At 57.4% G+C, this 17669-nt stretch carries 13 protein-coding genes and 1 pseudogene; 5 read left to right on the top strand and 9 right to left on the bottom strand.

The annotated features are described in order from the left end of the window. Positions 1 to 3 precede the first annotated feature (3 nt). Complete coding sequence (locus tag ACEUKI_RS00070) at positions 4 to 972, bottom strand: Ppx/GppA phosphatase family protein (protein ID WP_374156321.1); 969 nt, start codon at positions 970 to 972, stop codon at positions 4 to 6. A gap of 177 nt (positions 973 to 1149) precedes the next feature. Next, a complete protein-coding gene (locus tag ACEUKI_RS00065; protein WP_374156320.1) occupies positions 1150 to 2373 on the bottom strand; it encodes a pyridoxal phosphate-dependent aminotransferase in 1224 nt (407 codons plus the stop codon). A 93-nt stretch (positions 2374 to 2466) separates the two neighbouring features. Between ACEUKI_RS00065 and ACEUKI_RS00060 the strand changes: the two genes are divergently transcribed. Continuing rightward, on the top strand, positions 2467 to 3522 hold the full coding sequence (locus ACEUKI_RS00060) for a Gfo/Idh/MocA family protein (RefSeq protein ID WP_144169805.1): 1056 nt from the start codon (positions 2467 to 2469) through the stop codon (positions 3520 to 3522). Positions 3523 to 3552: 30 nt separating this feature from the next. Here ACEUKI_RS00060 and ACEUKI_RS00055 read toward each other — a convergent pair whose 3' ends face one another. After that, positions 3553 to 4008, bottom strand: coding sequence for a very short patch repair endonuclease (locus ACEUKI_RS00055; protein ID WP_186289941.1), 456 nt, complete (start codon positions 4006 to 4008; stop codon positions 3553 to 3555). 133 nt (positions 4009 to 4141) lie between these two features. Between ACEUKI_RS00055 and ACEUKI_RS00050 the strand changes: the two are divergent. Further along, positions 4142 to 4396, top strand: a pseudogene (locus tag ACEUKI_RS00050) (GNAT family N-acetyltransferase); the annotation flags it as partial. Positions 4397 to 4655: 259 nt separating this feature from the next. On the opposite strand, the gene ACEUKI_RS00045 reads toward ACEUKI_RS00050, so the two are convergent. Beyond that, positions 4656 to 8840, bottom strand: a complete 4185-nt coding sequence (locus ACEUKI_RS00045) for an SNF2-related protein (RefSeq protein ID WP_374156319.1) — start codon at positions 8838 to 8840, stop codon at positions 4656 to 4658. A 77-nt stretch (positions 8841 to 8917) separates the two neighbouring features. Here ACEUKI_RS00045 and ACEUKI_RS00040 point away from each other — a divergent pair, with 77 nt between their 5' ends. Further along, positions 8918 to 10003: a WYL domain-containing protein gene (locus ACEUKI_RS00040; protein WP_080785991.1), complete on the top strand. Its 1086-nt coding sequence runs from the start codon at positions 8918 to 8920 to the stop codon at positions 10001 to 10003. A gap of 233 nt (positions 10004 to 10236) precedes the next feature. Beyond that, positions 10237 to 11256 carry a 2,3,4,5-tetrahydropyridine-2,6-dicarboxylate N-succinyltransferase gene (gene dapD / locus ACEUKI_RS00035; RefSeq protein ID WP_080785990.1) on the top strand — a complete coding sequence of 340 codons (1020 nt, stop codon included), beginning with the start codon at positions 10237 to 10239 and terminating at the stop codon, positions 11254 to 11256. Between the two features lie 212 nt (positions 11257 to 11468). Here the strand turns inward: dapD and ACEUKI_RS00030 are convergent, their stop codons facing one another. The 4 genes from ACEUKI_RS00030 to ACEUKI_RS00015 form a co-directional block, all read right to left on the bottom strand. Next, complete coding sequence (locus ACEUKI_RS00030) at positions 11469 to 12761, bottom strand: citrate synthase (protein WP_080785989.1); 1293 nt, start codon at positions 12759 to 12761, stop codon at positions 11469 to 11471. A 273-nt stretch (positions 12762 to 13034) separates the two neighbouring features. Continuing rightward, a complete protein-coding gene (map, locus tag ACEUKI_RS00025) occupies positions 13035 to 13817 on the bottom strand; it encodes a type I methionyl aminopeptidase (protein ID WP_374156318.1) in 783 nt (260 codons plus the stop codon). An 85-nt stretch (positions 13818 to 13902) separates the two neighbouring features. Beyond that, positions 13903 to 14106 (bottom strand): hypothetical protein, encoded by a 204-nt coding sequence (locus tag ACEUKI_RS00020; RefSeq protein ID WP_143248083.1) that lies wholly within the window; start codon positions 14104 to 14106, stop codon positions 13903 to 13905. An 89-nt stretch (positions 14107 to 14195) separates the two neighbouring features. Continuing rightward, the gene (locus tag ACEUKI_RS00015) at positions 14196 to 14765 is read right to left on the bottom strand and encodes a sigma-70 family RNA polymerase sigma factor (protein WP_186289943.1); all 570 of its coding nucleotides are present in this window, start codon (positions 14763 to 14765) and stop codon (positions 14196 to 14198) included. A 450-nt stretch (positions 14766 to 15215) separates the two neighbouring features. Here ACEUKI_RS00015 and ACEUKI_RS00010 point away from each other — a divergent pair, with 450 nt between their 5' ends. Next, on the top strand, positions 15216 to 16229 hold the full coding sequence (locus tag ACEUKI_RS00010) for a hypothetical protein (RefSeq protein WP_144169813.1): 1014 nt from the start codon (positions 15216 to 15218) through the stop codon (positions 16227 to 16229). A gap of 141 nt (positions 16230 to 16370) precedes the next feature. Here ACEUKI_RS00010 and ACEUKI_RS00005 read toward each other — a convergent pair whose 3' ends face one another. After that, positions 16371 to 17555: an IS256 family transposase gene (locus ACEUKI_RS00005; RefSeq protein ID WP_131218582.1), complete on the bottom strand. Its 1185-nt coding sequence runs from the start codon at positions 17553 to 17555 to the stop codon at positions 16371 to 16373. Between the last annotated feature and the right edge of the window lie 114 nt (positions 17556 to 17669).

The raw sequence follows: 17669 nt of genomic DNA, 5'->3' as shown, positions 1-17669 counted from the left end.
GGACTAGAAACCGAGGCGGGTGCGGCCGAATTGGTCGAGCCAGCGCAAAATCGCGCCTTCACGCAGGGCCCACGGACAGATCTCGACTTCCTGAATATTCAAAGCCTTCATGATCTCATCGGCCACAACGCCGCCACCCACAATCTGCATCGTGCGTTCAGGCGTGATGCCGGGCAAAGCCACGCGCTGCTCAGGCGCGATCGCCGCCAAACGAGGAATCCAGTCTTCCAACTGCTCACGAGTCATAATCCATGAATCTTCGCGGCCCGGCGCACGCATCACCGCACCGCACAGGCGAGCCAGCGAGCGGAAGGTCTTGGAGGTGCCAACTGCATGATTCGGGTGCTTGGATTGCGGGAAAACCTTGACCATCGGCTCCAGAATCTTGCGCACGTTCTTACGCACGTCTTCCAACTCGTCGGGCGTGGCCATGCCGGAAGGCAGAAATTCAGTGGTGACGCGGCCCGCGCCAGCCGGGGCGGAAAGCGCTACGGTCGGCTCTTCGTCGGAGCCCATCGCCACTTCGAGCGAACCGCCGCCGATGTCCAGCACCAGCAGTCGGCCGGCATCCCAACCGTACCAACGGCGGGCGGCCAGGAAGGTCAGGCGAGCCTCATCCGTGCCAGACAGCACAGTGACGCCCTGACCGATCAGTTCCTCGATCTTGTGAATCACTTTGTTGCCGTTCGGCGCCTCACGCAGGGCGGAGGTGGCCATAACCAGCAGCTGGGTGATTTCGTATTCCTCGGCCAGCCGCATGCACTGGGACACGGCTTCCAGAATCGCCTCGATGCCGGACTTCTTGATTGAGCCGTCGTCCTTTAAATACTTCATCAGGCGCACTGTGGATTTGGTGCTGGCCTCGGGGTCAGGGCGAGCGCCGGGGGCGGCGTCGACGATAAGCATGTGGATAGTGTTCGAACCGATATCAAGCACACCAAGTCGCGTGGTGAGCGAACGCAGATTGACCATGATTCCTATTCCTGACCTTACCTAACCCGTGATGGCCGAACAACGGGCCGACCATCGCAATCAGCCAGCCGTGCGCCACCATGGCGAGTCGTTCGGCCGGCAACCAACACCGTGAGGCCAGCCGAACATCACACAAACTCGACTACTGTACAACAATCACACCAGCTGCCGCGCCGTTCACAGCGATTCGACGAACGTTCCGAGACGTTCCAGCCCCTCGGTCAGGGCCTCACGTGAGGCGGCATAGCTCAGGCGCACATGCGTATCCGCCGTGGCCGCACCGAAGTCGCGGCCAGGAGTCAGAGCCACATGGGCTTCATTCAGCGCGCGTTCGCAGAACGTCCAGGCATCCAGACCAGTGCGGGAGATGTTGAAGTAGGCGTAGAACGCGCCATTCGGCTCCACCTCAACCGGCAAACCGATGCGCTTGAGCCCGTCAATCACAATGCGGCGACGGGCCAGCAATTCCTGACGACGAGCTTCGCATTCCGCCAAGCTTTCCGGCGTGAAGCAGGCGAGCGCCGCATGTTGCGTGGGCGTGTGGGCGCACAGGTAGTAGTTGGTGGCCAGATCGTCAACCGCTTCCAGCACGGTGGGGTCGTCCGGCAGAATCGCCCAGCCGAGGCGCCAGCCGGTCATGCCGAAGAACTTGGAGAAGCTGTTGCATACGATGGCATCGGGGTCGCAGGCCAGCACGGATTTGACTTCGGTACCGTCCGGCTCCCGGTCAGCCAAGTCGAGGTAGGTTTCGTCCACGATGCGCCATGCGCCGCGGCTGGCGGCCAACTTGCACACCTCGTCCAATACGTTGAAGTCGGTGGTGGTGCCGGTGGGGTTGGACGGCGACGTGATCATTACGGCCTTGGTCTTGCTCGTCCAGTACTGGCTGCACAGGTCGTCGGTCAGGTGGAAGCGGGTGGCGGCCGAGGTCGGCACATCGATGACCCGGCCTTCAAACGACCGCACAAGTTCGCGGTTGCACGGGTAGGAGGGGTCGGCCACAATCACATCGTCACCGGGGTCCACGGTCAGCGCGGTGGCCAACAGCAGGGCGGCCGAACCGCCGGCGGTCACGCAGATACGCTTGGGGTCGATGTCAAGGTCATGACGCTCGCGGTAGAAGTCGGCGATGGCCTGACGCAGTTCAGGTAGGCCCATGGCGGCGGTGTACGGCAGGGCCCGGCCGTCGTACTGTTCGCGCATGGCGTCGCGTACGGCGGGCGGCGCGCCGAAATCGGGCTCGCCAAGGCTTAATTTGATGACGCTGATACCTTGGGCGATCATCTTGTCTGCTTGTTCGCCGAATACCATGGCACGGAAGGGATTGGCCTCACGCGCTCGGCGGGACATGACTGGAGACGCGGCCGGAGATTGGGGCTGCTGCGCTGCTTCGTTTTCCATATTTCGGTTCTATCCGCCTCACGGGACAAGGTTTCTTCTTCTATAATCACTGTAGGTCGATTGAGTGCACCAACCCGTATTCAAGGAGGAATAATGAGTCGATTCAATGGCAAGCGCGCCGAGTTCGAGGCCAGCGGCGAAAAAATCAACGTCGCGATTCTGGGTGCGGGCCGCATAGCTCGCACCATGGCCGACACCCTGACCCAGATGGCTGAAGATTCACTGTATTCCTCATGGATTCACCCGTATGCGGTAGCGGCCCGTGATATTACGCGCGCGCAGGCTTTTGCCGACCAATGGCATTTTGACAAGGCTTATGGATCGTATGAGGAGTTGGTGGCGGACCCGGATGTGGATCTGGTGTATATCGCCACCCCGCACAGTCTGCACGCCGAACAGGCGATCCTGTGTATGAAAGCCGGCAAGAACGTGTTGGTGGAGAAGTCGTTCACCGCGAACGCCGGGCAGGCACGTGAGGCGCTGGCCGTGGCCGAGGAAACCGGCATGCTGTGCACGGAGGCCATCTGGACGCGCTACATGCCCAGCCGCAAGCTCATCAACGAAGCTATCGAGTCCGGCGAGATCGGCGAGGTGAAAGCGGCGAGCGCCAACCTGTGCTATCCGGTGTCCGGCAAGGCACGTATGACCGATCCGGCCTGTGCCGGTGGCGCGCTGCTCGATGTGGGCGTGTATCCGCTGAACTTCCTGGATATGGCGGTCGGCGCCGGCCATGGCCGTACACTTGATCATTTCGATACGTCGATGGTGCCCGCCGAAACCGGTGTGGATGCGCAGAATTCCACCACGTTGTATTACAACGACGGCACGATGGCCGTGTCCACCAGTTCAATGCTGGTTTCCTCCGACCGCGGCGGCTATGTGTGGGGCACCGAGGGTTATCTGGTGGTCACCAATATCAACAATCCCGAGTCCATCGACATCTATGACAACGCCCACAAGCCCGTGCGCAGCATTGCGGTGCCGCCGCAGTTGACCGGTTATGAGTATGAGGTGGCCGATGCGGCCAACGCGCTGCTGGACGGCAAGATCGAATGCGAGGCGATGCCGCACGCCGACACCATCCGCATCATGGAGCTGATGGATGCGATTCGTGACCGCTGGGGCCTGAAGTTCCCGTTTGAATCCTGATTCCAGCTCCCCTCCAGAGGGGAGCTGGAATTATTCCGCTGAATCTGCATCTCCTTCAACAATCTGCTCATACAGCCGTGCGAGGCGTTCGTCGCGCACGGCTTTCGTTAATTCGCACTCCCATACGGTAATTACACGCCAGCCAGCGGCCTCCAGTTCGGCTCGCTGCGCGATGTCTCGATTGTGATTGCGTAGTAGTTTCGCCTGCCAGAATTCCACGTTCGATTTCGGCATCGAATGTTTGGAACAGCCTTCATGCATGTGCCAGAAACAGCCGTTGACAAACACGATGGTGTGGTATTTCGGCAGTACTACATCCGGGTGGCCGGGGTAACGCTTGTCGTTCTTGCGGAATCGCAACCCCTTGCGAAACAGGTAGCTGCGTACCAGTACCTCAATTTTGGTGTCTTTGCCACGAATGTGCGACATCGTGTACGAGCGGGTACCCTGCTCATACTTCTCCACTGGCTGTTTCTTGCGATTCACGCACTCCAGACTACCGTGACGTTGCGGCGAGGATGAGACCCTGAACGAACGATCACCCATCTTGCCCGTCCGTGTCTCTTATCGCGGGCAATGATCATCCGTCGGTCGAGACTGCCCGATTAGACTGAGTTCAATGGATGACATGACGATTCGTAGGGCCACGGCGGCCGATATTCCCCAAATCGACGAACTGCTGCGGCAGGTGCTCGAAGTGCATCATGCCGGCCGACCGGATCTGTTCAAAGGCGGTGTCAAGAAATACACGGACGAGGAATTGAAGGCGATTCTGGCCAACGATCAGACCCCTGTGTTCGTGGCGGTTGCGCCATCTGCCAATGACGGCACTGACGCCGAACATAACGCCGACTCCCCCGCCGCCGACCAAGTGCAATGGCATAGCGTCAAGCGACGTCTGTTTTGCGAGATTTACGAGAAATGAATGCGATACCAGCGTTCATGGCTATGCTCCTTAATCCAATATCAATATCAATGGATGAACCTGCACTGCACCGTATGCCACCATCATAATATATCGAATATCGATATAAGAATATCGAAAAACACTTTCACCATTCACCCACACACATCCGCAAACCCATGAATACACATGTTCTTAATCGGGATGGGGAGTGCACAAAGAAGCTCTGTCATCCCAGCAGATTGAGGAGATCGTCCTTGGTGAGGGTGGCGATGGAGGCGGGAGCTTCGGTGAGGGCGCTGGCGCCGGTGCCGGCTTCGTCGGCAAGCAAGGAAGCATCGGTGAACTGGCGGGCGAGCTCGCTCTTGGTATGCTGAAGCTCCAAGATGCGTTCTTCGATGGTGTCCTTGGCCACCACCTGATACACGTTGACGTCTTCGGTCTGGCCGATACGATGTGCTCGGTCGGTGGCCTGATCCTGCGCGGCGGCGTTCCACCATGGATCGGCGTGGATGACCACGCTGGCACCGGTCAGGTTCAGTCCGGTGTTGCCGGCCTTCAGGGAAATCAGGAAGGCAGGCGTATCGTCCGCATTGAACTGGTCGACGAGTTCGAGACGCTTCTTCTTGGGCGTGGAGCCGGTGATGGTGTAGTAGCGCAGGCCTTGCGCGTCGAAACGTTCGGCGATCAGATCAAGGAAGCTGGTGAACTGGGAGAAGATCAGCGCCTTCTTGTCTTCGTTCACACAGGTTTCCACCAGTTCGGTGATGGCGGCAAGCTTGGCCGATTGATCCTTGGCATCGGCGTACAGCAGCCTCGGGTCGCAGCAGATCTGGCGCAACTTGGTCAACTCGGCGAGGATGCGAATCTTCGACGTGTTGAAATCGGCTTCTTCGCTGTGTTCGAGCTGCATTCTGAGCCGCTGCTCGTGAGCCGCATACAGTTTGCGCTGTTCGCCGGCAAGCCGCACGGTCAGCGTGGTCTCTAGCTTGTCCGGCAAATCGGTCAACACCTGGGACTTCAGCCTGCGCTTGATGAACACGCCCACCAACGACTGCAATTGGCGAGATACCCGAGCGGCCTCAGGATTGACTTGTGCGGCGGCCCGACCTTCAGCCGTGCTGCCATCCGCGGCCCGGGCATTGGAGATGGGCAACTCATAACGCTCATGGAATCGCTTGTATGAGCCGAGCAGCCCTGGCATCAGGAAGTCGAAAATGCTCCACAGTTCGGAGAGTCGGTTTTCGATCGGCGTGCCGGTCAAGGCGAAACGATGGTCGGCGGCCACGGCCTTGACCGCTTTGGCTATTTTCGTGGTGTGATTCTTGATGTACTGGGCTTCGTCCAATGCCATGACATTGAAACGTTGCTCATTGGCGGTGTAATCATCGACATCTCGGCGCAACAGGTCGTATGAGGTGATGAGCACGGTGGGTTCATCCGCCCGGAACGCACGGCCGATGGCGGTACGGCGCTCGGCTTTGGTACCGGCCACCACCACGGCATTGAAGCTCGGGGCAAACTTGGTGAATTCGGCACCCCAGTTGTACACCAAGGACGCCGGGCACACGATCAGCGATGGGCCAAGGCTGCCGTTGCCCATCTCGCCGGTATTCCGCTGATATCGAGACAGGAGCAACGCGATAAGCTGCACAGATTTACCCAAGCCCATCTCATCGGCCAGAATGCCGCCAAAACCCTTGTCGCACAACGTGTTCAGCCATTGGAAGCCTTCGACCTGATAAGGGCGCAGAATATGCTTGAGACTATCCGGCACTTCATACGACTTAGGGTCGATGATCTTGAGATCGTCGATGTATTCGGTGAACGAAGCGTCCTTGACCACATCGGAGCCGTCATCCGGCAGCTCACCATCCAGTAGGAATGCTCGACCACCCGGCAACTCGATCAGTCCGGAGTTGAGCTGCTGCTCGCTCAGATCGAGGTCGCTGGCCAATCGGTCCAACGTGCTGAGATTCGCGCCGCTGAGTTTGACAAGCGTGCCGTCCTTCAACTGATGGAATCGTTGACGCCGACGGTACGAAGATAGCAAGGCACCCACTTCGTCCGGCGGCACTTCATCAGCGAGGGGTGATATCTCCACCAAGTTGCCTTTGATGGACAATCCGACTTTGACGCTTGGTGGCTTGGGCGCGATCAGCCGGTCAAAAGCCGGTGTGGTGAAGACCTCCCCTACTTCCTTTAGTGCCGGCAATCCCTCGTCAAAGAGACGAACGATCTGCGTGGTGTCATCGCGATCGATAGTGGCCGCATCAGACACGAATTTTTTGGTGGCCTTTCGCGCGGCCGGCGTTCGGAACCCATTCACCGTCTGATGAGTGGCGGCCGCAACGCGCTTGCGCTGGTCAGGCATGGTAAAGAATTCACGCACTACATCAATCGCAAGATGCTCTGCGTCGAAATCTCGTCCGATCACGCCCCGCGACAGAGGAATGGAACGCTCATCCCTAGCATGCACCGTCGGGCCATCGGGTAGCAACGGGACAATGGCATCGCCGTAGCGTGCCTTGACCTCGCATTGCACACCATGCTCATCACGATCCAGATAAAACTGGAGGCTGCATTCCGTAGGGCTTAATTCAGCCAACTCGCGAGGAATCTCACTGGCTTCCAACAATCCGGCGCCAACGAGCTGAGGCAATAGCGTGCGTGCGAACAGGGCGATGTCATCGCCGGCGATGACCTGCCCCTCGCCATCGGGCTCAAACAAATCTCCCAGTAATCCCCGCAACGGAATCAATCGTTTCGGGCAACGGACGAATCGGCATCCTGCTGCGCTTTTACGTTGAGAACCCGCCATCATGGCGGATACCGCACCGGCCGGATTAGTGGAGGCGAGCAACAGCCATACATTCTTGCCGCCGTCAATCACGGTTTCCACCGCCGGCACTCCGGTAAGCAGGTACCCGGCATCCGAACCATACGTATTGAAATCACGCCGCGCAATACGCATGAGAAAATCTGTCTCGCCACCATCAACTGGCACCGATGCAGGCTGCCCGGAGAACCATGTGTTCAGCACGAGCTGTACGCCTCTGCCCTCACGTACGGACAGCAACCGGACCACTTCCGATGCTGAAAGCGTCAGGTGACGGTCGATGGCGATATGCCCGTAATACCGGTCCTGCTGCTCGGCCGCACGACGCACGGCCATCGCGTCGTCAAGGAAGCCCAGCAGTGGGCGCGAATCATCGTCGAACATATCCGGCGTATGGGTAAAGGCAAGCTTCTGCCCATAATCCGTATAGTCGCCGTTCGCCATGGTAAGCACAAATTGCGGAATCGATTTCAGTACATAGCTGGACCCATTGGAAGTCGATCCGATCTTGAACTCCACGCTCCACACGCCGTCGATGAAACTCAATATCGGGACAAGCTGCACCTGCCCCAAGCCCACAGTCTCACTATCGCCCTGATACCCGCCTCCTCGGGTGCCGGCACGAGAGCCGTATCCGCTTTTTGTACGCCGAGCATTTGCACCGTTTTCCCCTTGCGTGGCATCAAACCGACGCATAACCGCATTGCGGCGACGCGCTTTGGCTTGAGCATCTTGCCGATCGACGTGCTCCATATAGTCAATCAGCGTTCGAGACGGTCGTACGGCCCCGGCACGGTACCCTTCAAAACGCTGCGGATCATCGCAGAATATGAAGGCGAGCGCAATCATGTGCTTGCACATGCCATAGCCACGGCCGTAAGCCGGGCATGAGCACTTGCCACCGACGGCTTCTCCCGTATCGAGGTCGAATTGCACGCTGGTACGATACTTACTCGATGGGCTGGTGGTGCCACGTAGAATACCGTCAAGCTCGGCATATCCGGTTCGATGATTTTCGCTGTATACCGGATTGATAACCATGGTGGCCGCTTTGCGCGCAATGCTACGGGCACGAGCGAGCACGGCATTCGACGATGACGATTCCACATCGTTGCGTAACGCAAGGATAGGGACGGCATGGGCTTCGGCACGCTTCGCAGACCCGGCGAAATGGCCTTCGTCCTCATCGTCGAACCATACGGAACGTCCTTGCCTGAAACGATAGGGCATCACCGCATCGGCGGCGGACAAACTGTCCGTTCCGCCAAACGTTACGTCTCTGCTGCCGGCCGCGCCTGAGCTACCAAGTATTCCACCCGTCTCACCAGAAATGCCGCCTACTCCGCCACTTTTACCGGTATAGATGCCCCTGCCCCCATTAGTGTCATCAGTGTCATCTATGTCATACCGACCGTCGTCGTAATCGGCATCTTCGTCGTCCCCCCTTTTCCAAGGATTGCGACGACGCAACGCATGGCCCCAGGAAACGCCGGAATCATCATCCTCATAAGGCGGGAGGCCATCGTCATCCGCATCATCGGGAACATGGCCAAACACACCATGCCCTTTGCTCATGGGCGAGCCTCCTTTCCAGCGAATGTATTTCAACCCAACGTTTCCATCCTAGACGAAGCGCGCGGTAGCCTTAACGTATGGATGCAGACAAGCCGGCGCAACGCAAATCCTATGCAGGGAACACCACCCTCGAAATCTTCGAGGTGCTGTGGCGTCACAGCTACTTTGGACATGGCCTGACCGTGCGGCAAATACTCGATGAACTTGCCCGTAAACACCAGCTGGAAGATCCAAGCGAGCTGCCGACCGAGAAAACCATACGAAACCAGCTCAAAAAGCTTACCGCCACGGAATTTCTCGGCAGACATATCGGGCATCTCGCCGAAAGCGACCTTGCCGGCATCGAATGCAAGAATCCACGACCCGGCTGGTATCTTGACGCATTCCTATCCACCGCCGAAATGCGACTGCTGCTCGACAGCCTCACTTTGTCTCGCATCAGCCTCGACACCATGGACGACCTCATCGGTAAAATCCGCGAGCTCGCAGGCGCCGCCGGGCAGGCAGTAGGCTACCTGGACCATGTGGCCACCTACACGCATATCAACGGCGAGTTCCTATCCACTATCGACCAGCTGAATCAAGCCATCGAAGAAGGACATGGCGTAACCTTCCAATACCGTGATTACGGCCCGGATGGCACCTTGATACCACATAAAAGCCGTACGGACGCAGGCCGAATTACCTACACCGCCGACCCGTACCAGATGGTGTACAAGAACGGACGCTATTACCTCATCTGCCACCTGCATGGCGAAGACAACCTCCGCATTTTCGTGGTCAACCGAATCGCCAACGTCAGCGCCAAAGGCAGGAACGGCACAGTGCCGCTGGAAAAACCAGCACCAGCTGATTTTGACGCAGTGAACTTCATGCGCCACCGTCCATACCCCGTAGCCGATGCCCCGATTCGCATCCGCATGGCCGTACGAGACGAATCCATGCTCAACAACGTGTTCGAATGGTTCGACGACCCTCAAATCAAACATTCGCCGGACGGCACACAGTTCGAAGTCATCGTCGATGCTCCCGAACGCGCTGTGTTCTGGTGGGCATTGCAGTATTCCTGGGATGGCCGCGTAGTGATTCTTGAGCCCGATTCGCTCAAGCGCAAACTCTATGACGCCGGGCGTCGCATGGCCACAGCCTATGCTCCCGAATGATGCAACATCACATCGCACACCTCCTTGTCGAGTTGTTCACCAGTGAATTTCACCGGAGAACCTATCATCCCATCGCCAATCACACTCGGTAATTTTTTACCGGGAAATACGATTTCAAGCCATTTCGCGAGCATCGACCCTCACCTAGGCGCACATAAGGCTAAGGTGGGAATCATTAATCGCATCGCACGTCCACAAGCGTGCACCAGCGCGTACAACAATAAGGAGCAACTATGAGCGAAGAGCGTACCGCATGGGGATGGGGTCTGGCCAGCGTAGACGCCGCCGGCACCACCCTGGACGTCTGGTACCCCGAACTGAATCTCGGTGAGGCACCGGCCGAGGCCGATCGTCCAAACCACAATTTCGGCACTCTGGCTCACGATGAGGCCGACGCCCGTGGCATTCGCCGCGTGCCGGTATTCGTCGTCAGCCAGTTGGACGAGCCGATCAGTAATGCCGCGGACGCTTACCTGAAGCTCCATCTGATGAGCATGCGCATGGCCAAGCCGAACACGCTGAACCTTGACGGCATCTTCGCCCAACTCGCCAATGTGGTGTGGACCAACTACGGTCCTTTCGCCGTTGAGGACTTCACACTACGCAAGGCCGATGTCGAACGCGCCTCCACCGAAGCCGCTCTCGCTTTCGCTGCTCAGGCCGGACTGCCTGCCGCAGCTCCTGCCACCACTGTCAACGTGTTCGGTGTGGATAAGTTCCCGCGCATGATCGATTACGTAGTGCCCACCGGCGTGCGTATCGGCGACGCCGACCGCGTGCGCCTCGGCGCTTACCTGTCTTCCGGCACCACCGTGATGCACGCCGGATTCGTGAACTTCAATGCCGGCACGCTCGGCGTCTCCATGGTCGAAGGCCGCGTTTCGCAAGGCGTGGTCGTGGGTGACGGTTCCGACATCGGCGGCGGTGCCTCCATCATGGGCACCCTCTCCGGCGGTGGCAAGCTGCGCAACTCCATCGGCGAGCACTCGCTGCTCGGCGCCAACGCCGGTATCGGCATCTCCCTCGGCGATAACTGCACCGTCGAAGCCGGTCTGTACATCACCGCCGGCACCAAGATCACCATCTGGGACAAGGCCAAGGCCGCCGCTGGCGAACCGCTGGAAGTGGTCAAGGGTGCTGAGCTCTCCGGCAAAGACAACATTCTGTTTATCCGCAACTCGGTGAACGGCCGCATCGAAGCCCGCTACCGCAAGGTGGGAATAGAGCTCAACGCCAAGCTGCATAAAAACTGAAATTGAAATAATGGAGCGTTATCTTCGTTGCCCCCGGTCGACGTACTTTCGTACGCCTTCCCTCGGTGCGCCTCGATACCGCACACATTATTTCAATTTCAGAACTAGCTCTGCTAGTTCTTATGCAGCCGTCGCAGCATAGCTGGTTTGCGCTGTACATATAGAAAGCGCCTCACTGGAATCTCCAGCGAAGCGCTTTCTCAAACCAACAATCACCGCTCGTCCATCGGCACGAAATCGCGCTCGACCAGACCGGTGTAGACCTGGCGTGGGCGGCCGATCTTGGTATTCGGGTCGGCCAACATCTCACGGTACTGCGCAATCCAACCGGGAATGCGGCCCAGCGCGAACAGCGTGGTGAACATGGCGGGATCGAAGCCGATCGCCCGATAAATCAAGCCCGTGTAGAAGTCGACGTTCGGATACAGGTTGCGCGATACGAAATATTCGTCATTCAGCGCAATATCCTCAAGCTCGGTGGCCACGGCGAACAGCGCGCGCTCGTCAGACGGCAGCTTCTGCGTATCCTCGCGCTCCATGATCTTTTCCAGATACTTCCTGGCAATCGCCGCGCGCGGATCATACGACTTATACACACGGTGGCCAAGGCCGGAAATCTTCTGGCCATTCTCCTTGGCATCACGCACGAACTCGGCCACAGACTTGCCGGAATCACGAATCGCCTTCAATTGGCGCAGTACGGCCTCATTCGCACCACCATGCAACGGACCGGACAGCGCATTGATGCCAGCGGCCACCGCCGAATACAGGTTAGCGTGGGCGGAACCGGCGATACGCACCACCGAGGTCGAGCAGTTCTGCTCATGGTCGGCATGAATAATCAACAAACGACCCAAAGCATGCACATACAGCGGGTCGGATTCAAACGGCTCGTACGGCACAGCGAAGCACATGCGCAGGAAGTCGTCCACATAGCCGCGCGCGTAATCGGGGTACAGCATCGGCTCATCGCGACGACGGCGGAAGATGTACGACACAATCGTGCGGGCCTTGGCCATGATGATCTTGGCGGCCTCATCGAGCTGGTCGGTGTCGGAGATATCGGTGGTGTCCGGGTAGAACGTGGCCAGCGCATTGATGGCGGAGGCAAGCACGCTCATCGGGTGAGCGGAGCGCGGGAACGAACCCATGAAGGTACGGAAGTCTTCGCCAACCATCGTCTTGTGGTTGATGTCCGCGCAGAACTGCTCATACTCGGCCCTGCTCGGCAGCTCGCCGTGGCGCAGCAGCCACGCCACCTCCAGAAAATCGGAGTTCTCGCACAACTGCTCGATGGGGTAGCCACGGTAGCGCAGGATCGAATGCTTGCCGTCGATGTAGGTGATTTTCGATTCGCACTGTGCGGTGGTGAGGAATCCGGGGTCGAGCGTTACCCAGCCGTCATTGCGCAGCTTGGAAACGACGATGCCATCCGGCCCTGCACTAGCCTTCACCACGGGCAGGTTGAACTTGTTCGAATCGACATCAAGTTGTGCCGTTGCCATTCGCGCACCTTCCTCTTCATGAACCACTTACCCCAAACATTAACGTTCACGCGTTCGCAAACACTAGTGTTCGGTACTCTATGTCTTCTGTGTTACCGCCGGCAGACACCGGTCGATACACGAAAGCCGAAGTGCGCTCATGCTATCAAAGCAAACGCACTTCGGCTTGTTACGTCTCGAATTCACGGGAAAACCGCGAACATATAGACGGTTGATGAGATGCCGATCGCCCATCACAGGCCAATCAGACACCCGCCATACGCCACACGCCAATCAGAGGTTGGTGCGATCGGTGAAGACGATCGGGCCGTTCTCGGTGACGGCGATGGTGTGCTCGGAGTGGGCGCCGCGCGAGCCGTCGGAGGCACGCAGGGTCCAGCCGTCCTTCGGATCCTGGAAGATCTCGTCGGTGGTCTTGAGGAACCATGGTTCGATGGCGATGACCAGGCCTTCGCGCAGCTTGTAGCCGTGGTGGGCGCGGCCGTCGTTCGGCACGTGCGGGTCGCCGTGCATGATGTGGCCCACGCCGTGACCGCCGAACTCGAGGTTGATCGGGTAGCCGTATTCGCGCGCGATGTCGCCGATGGTGTTGGAGATGTCGCCGAGACGGTTGCCGGGCTTGGCCACGTCGATGGCGGCGGCGAGCGCTTCCTCAGTGCACTTGATGATGCGCAGGTCTTCGGGATCCGGATCATTGCCGACCACGAAGCTGACGGCGGAATCGGCCACCCAGCCGTCCACGGAGATGGCGAGATCGAGGGAGACGAGGTCGCCGTCCTTCAGGCTGTAGTCGTACGGCACACCGTGCAGCACGGCGTCGTTGACGGAGGTGCAGATGTAGTGGGCGAACGGGCCGGTGCCGAAGTCAGGAGCGTAGTCAACATAGCAGGATTCGGCGCCCTTGCGGTCCACGATCTTCTTGTGGACGAACTCGTCGATTTCGAGCAGATTGGTGCCCACCTTGGTGGTCTCCTGCAGTTCCTTCAGAATGCCGCCGACGAAACGGCCGGCAGGCTTCATCTCCTCGATTTCACGAGGGGTCTTCAATTCGATCATGAGGTTCTTTCTACCTATTGGATTCCTACTGAAAGTCGTTCTCAATGCTAGCCCGCACCGGCGTCAACCGCCAGAGGACTATGCGCTATTCCTTGCGCGCATGCCGTCCCCGTCCCCTCTTCACTCGGCCGATACGAACATCCACTAGAAGAGACGTTTCTTTGAAGTTCTCTGGCTGCTTCTTTTTCCCTCCCAACACGCCAAAGCTCGTAGACGATTCAGCGAATCGATTATCGGCATCCTCATTCTGAGTGTCCTTCAACTTCAACACTCCTGCAATTTCAGCCATAGCAGTCATATCGTCATCGCAAGCAACATAAGACTGGGGCTTTCGTCCATTTCTGGCATTTCTAGTATATCTAATGAGTATCGTCATATCTAAGAACCTTTCACGGCACATTCACTGTCCAGCCTCGCAAGAGCTTTGCGAAGATTCCCCATAGCTGACGCAACCTGTTTAGAGATGGCAGCCCGTGATACACCGATGCTTCGAGCCATATCCGCTTGTGATTGACCTTGCAAAAATATGCCGACAATGACATCCCGCTGTTTTACGGGCAATCTTGATAGCGCATTATTCACACACTGGAGAATTCGCTTCCGCTCAGCTTCGCTCTCGCGCTCGATGATAATGCTTTCAGGGTCCGTAGCTGCTGAAATACAATCACAATCCACGGCAACAAGTTCATCATAAGAGATCAAGGCACCTGACGCACGATCAGACCGATGGTAAGCATGAGCATTCCGTTCTTCGATATTCCAGACATCCTGCAATATAGTTTGCGGATGTCTGAATGCTAGTTCTTCAGGGCTGCATCGCGCATCGACGGCCCGTAAGATTCGATCTCGTTCGAGCATTGATTGCATTTCCTCTTCCGTAAGGTCATAAACATCCGACTCGGACGTATTGCCCGCTCTATTGGCTTCATGTTTGAAAACGAGTTTCACAACGACTCCCTCCCGTCTATACCGGGAAATGGGAGACCCGCACCAGAAAGACCCAAAGCATACAGACCGCTTAACAGCGTGCGGGGCCATCAACTCATTCTTATTTGTAAAACAACAGAATTCCGTTGATGGCCCCGCACCACAATTCTGCAGGCAGGTCTCTTTGCTTTGAATATGAACGTCCACAGCCAGCTTCGCTGCAGCGAATGATCGATACACCTAATGAATGGCCAGTTCAATAAAAGGCATAGTCGTTACACTTATCAGTTCAGTCCATCGCCCTCCTTTCGTGAAAAGTCTGCGCACACAATAGGGTTCAATAACCTAACTGTCATATACTGGATTTTGTTGTCCAGCGAATATCGGACCTAAGTTCCAAACCTGTTCTTATCGTAGGAAAACCACCCTTAGACGCTGAAGGCAAGGCAAGGCGAAGCGAGGCGAGGCGAGATGAAGACGAACTTGACTCTGGCTCAGCCAGGTAACGTGTACGCGCTAGGGGATTTTTGCGCCATTGTCCACTTGTATGTGATTGGAGTGTCCCACAGCAAAATCGGGTTTATGAAGGACTTCTTCGATCAAGTACTAGTGCCTGATCACTCTTTTGAGGAAATGGCAAAGCGCAGACCTCGATCGGGAAACAAAATAGGCAAACACATGATGCAAGCCGGACCATGGACAGGTATCAACGAAACAGACCTGGTCAAGTTTTTTAACGGGAGCAGGAAGCTGCCGAGTTGGAAAGCAAAGGACTTCTACCGATGTCTGGACATTCTTATGGATGAGCTCAAGCACGAAATACAACCTGAAGTGAAGACGACGCAGGAACGTCTCGATAATCTTGCCGCAGCAGCACGAATCAGCGCGGAACAGACCGAGCTACTTGCTATGCGAAACCATTATCTCGCAGCACTTGATGAAAAAGATCAGGATCATCCTGATTTCGAAAAATACAAACCACGAAACTGGTTCCATGAAGATTTCTATTATTCGATGCGATCTAAGCTACAAGACATCCTTTACCTAATCCATATGCCCAATGCCGGCAAAGCAGATTTCGATCGACAAACTTTCGATATCACAATAGACGGTTATTCAAAAGCAGCTGAACAAGGCAAAGGTTACTGTGCACTCCTCAACACCGTGTTATTGCTTGCTTTTCACGACTATCTGAACAGACGATCATCACATGCCCTCCAATGGCTGCTCATTGACACCCCTTTGCTGGGATTTGACGAAGGAGTCCATGCCATCAGCACATCCATGCGCGCTGGACTGTTCGACGCATTAAAAGGACAAGCCAAAGACCAGCAAATCATCATCTTAGAGAACACAGATCATATCGATGAGCTGGATTTTGACAGTAACGTCAACCTCATTCGCTTTACCAAAAATCGCCATCAAGGTCGTTACGGCTATTTGAATGATGTTTACGATATCACAGAAACCACTCCATTACGATAGGATAGAAATGCCAAAAATAACATATGCAGAAATTCAAATTTTTTGCAAAAAAATATCATCAAACTATCTTGCTTCCGCATTCGCCTTGGTAGTGCCCGAACTCTTGCGCACTTTGGTCTTCGCCCGTCCCTGTGGCGGTGATCAGTTCGCTGCTGGTACGGTCTCACCGAGCCTTGACATGTCGAGGTAGCGGCGCGTCGACCACTCGTCGGATGTCACGTAGCGGACCCTCGCGCAGACGAGCATCAACGCGCTGCGTCCGTCGGGGAACGAGCCGACCACGCGGGTCCTGCGCCTGATCTCGCGGTTGAGCCGTTCGATCATGTTGTTGGTGCGGATCCGACGCCTATGCTCGCGCGGGTAGTCGTCGAGCAGGTAGGTCGTGGTCTCGCCGATGCCCTCGCGCAGGCATTTGGCGGCCTCCTTGAGTTTCCTGGATTCCATGTCCCGGGCGACGGATTCGGCCTTCTCCAACGCCTTGTCGCGTGATTCCATGGAGAACACGGCCTTCAGTGCGTCGGCCGCCCAGTCGCGGTTCCCGGGGTTGACCCTGGCGAGTATGTTGCGCTCGAAATGCACCATGCACCGCTGGTAGCGGGCATCGGGCAGCAGCTCGCCCGCGGCGGCGACCAGCCCCGCGCACCGATCTCCCGTCACCAGTCTCACGCCCTTGAGGCCTCGTGCGAGCATGCCTTTGATGAATTCGCGCCAGCTTTCCGCGTCCTCCTTCATGCCCTCGGCCACCGAAAGCACCTCGCGCCGCCCGTCCATGCCGACGCCGATGGCCACCAGGATGCTCACGTTCTCCACGGACCCGCCCCAGCACCTTTTGTGCCACACGCCGTCCATGAACAGGTACGGGTAATCCTGTTCGAGGGGCCTGCCCCGCCATGCGTCGATATCCGCATAGACGCGCTTGAGCTTGTCGCTCAGGGTCTGCGAGGGCATGCGGTCGCCCCACAGGAGCCGGCTGACATCATCGACCTGGCGGGTGGAGACGCCGGCCAGGTACATGTCGATCAAGGCCTCCTCGACGCTCTCCTCACGCCGACGGTATCGTTCGATCACGGCCGACTCGAACACCGCGCCCTTGAGTTTCGGCACTTTCAGGCTCATTTTGCCGGCCTTGACGGTCAGGTCGCGCTCGTAGTGGCCGGCCCGGTACGCCTTGCGGTCCCCGCTGCGCTCGTAGCGCGCGGCGCCGGTGATCTCGTCGGCCTCGGCGTCGAGCATCGCGTTCAGGGTCTCCTCGACGCTTTTGCGGACCATCCGGTCCAGGGTGGTTTCCAACATGGCCTGGTCGACCTGTAGAATCTGCTGTGACATGGCTTCGTGCCCTCGTTTCCAATCGCGGTTTTCTAATGTCTGGCGACTGAAAATCGTACACAGGACACGGGCCATGCCCCTATCTCAAGCCCAAACCAAAGTGCGCAAAATCTC

This window comes from Bifidobacterium sp. 2450 (genome assembly GCF_041900695.1).
Taxonomy (GTDB): domain Bacteria; phylum Actinomycetota; class Actinomycetes; order Actinomycetales; family Bifidobacteriaceae; genus Bifidobacterium; species Bifidobacterium longum.
Note: the sequence above shows the minus strand (reverse complement) of the source record. Positions and strands in the feature narration are given on the sequence as shown.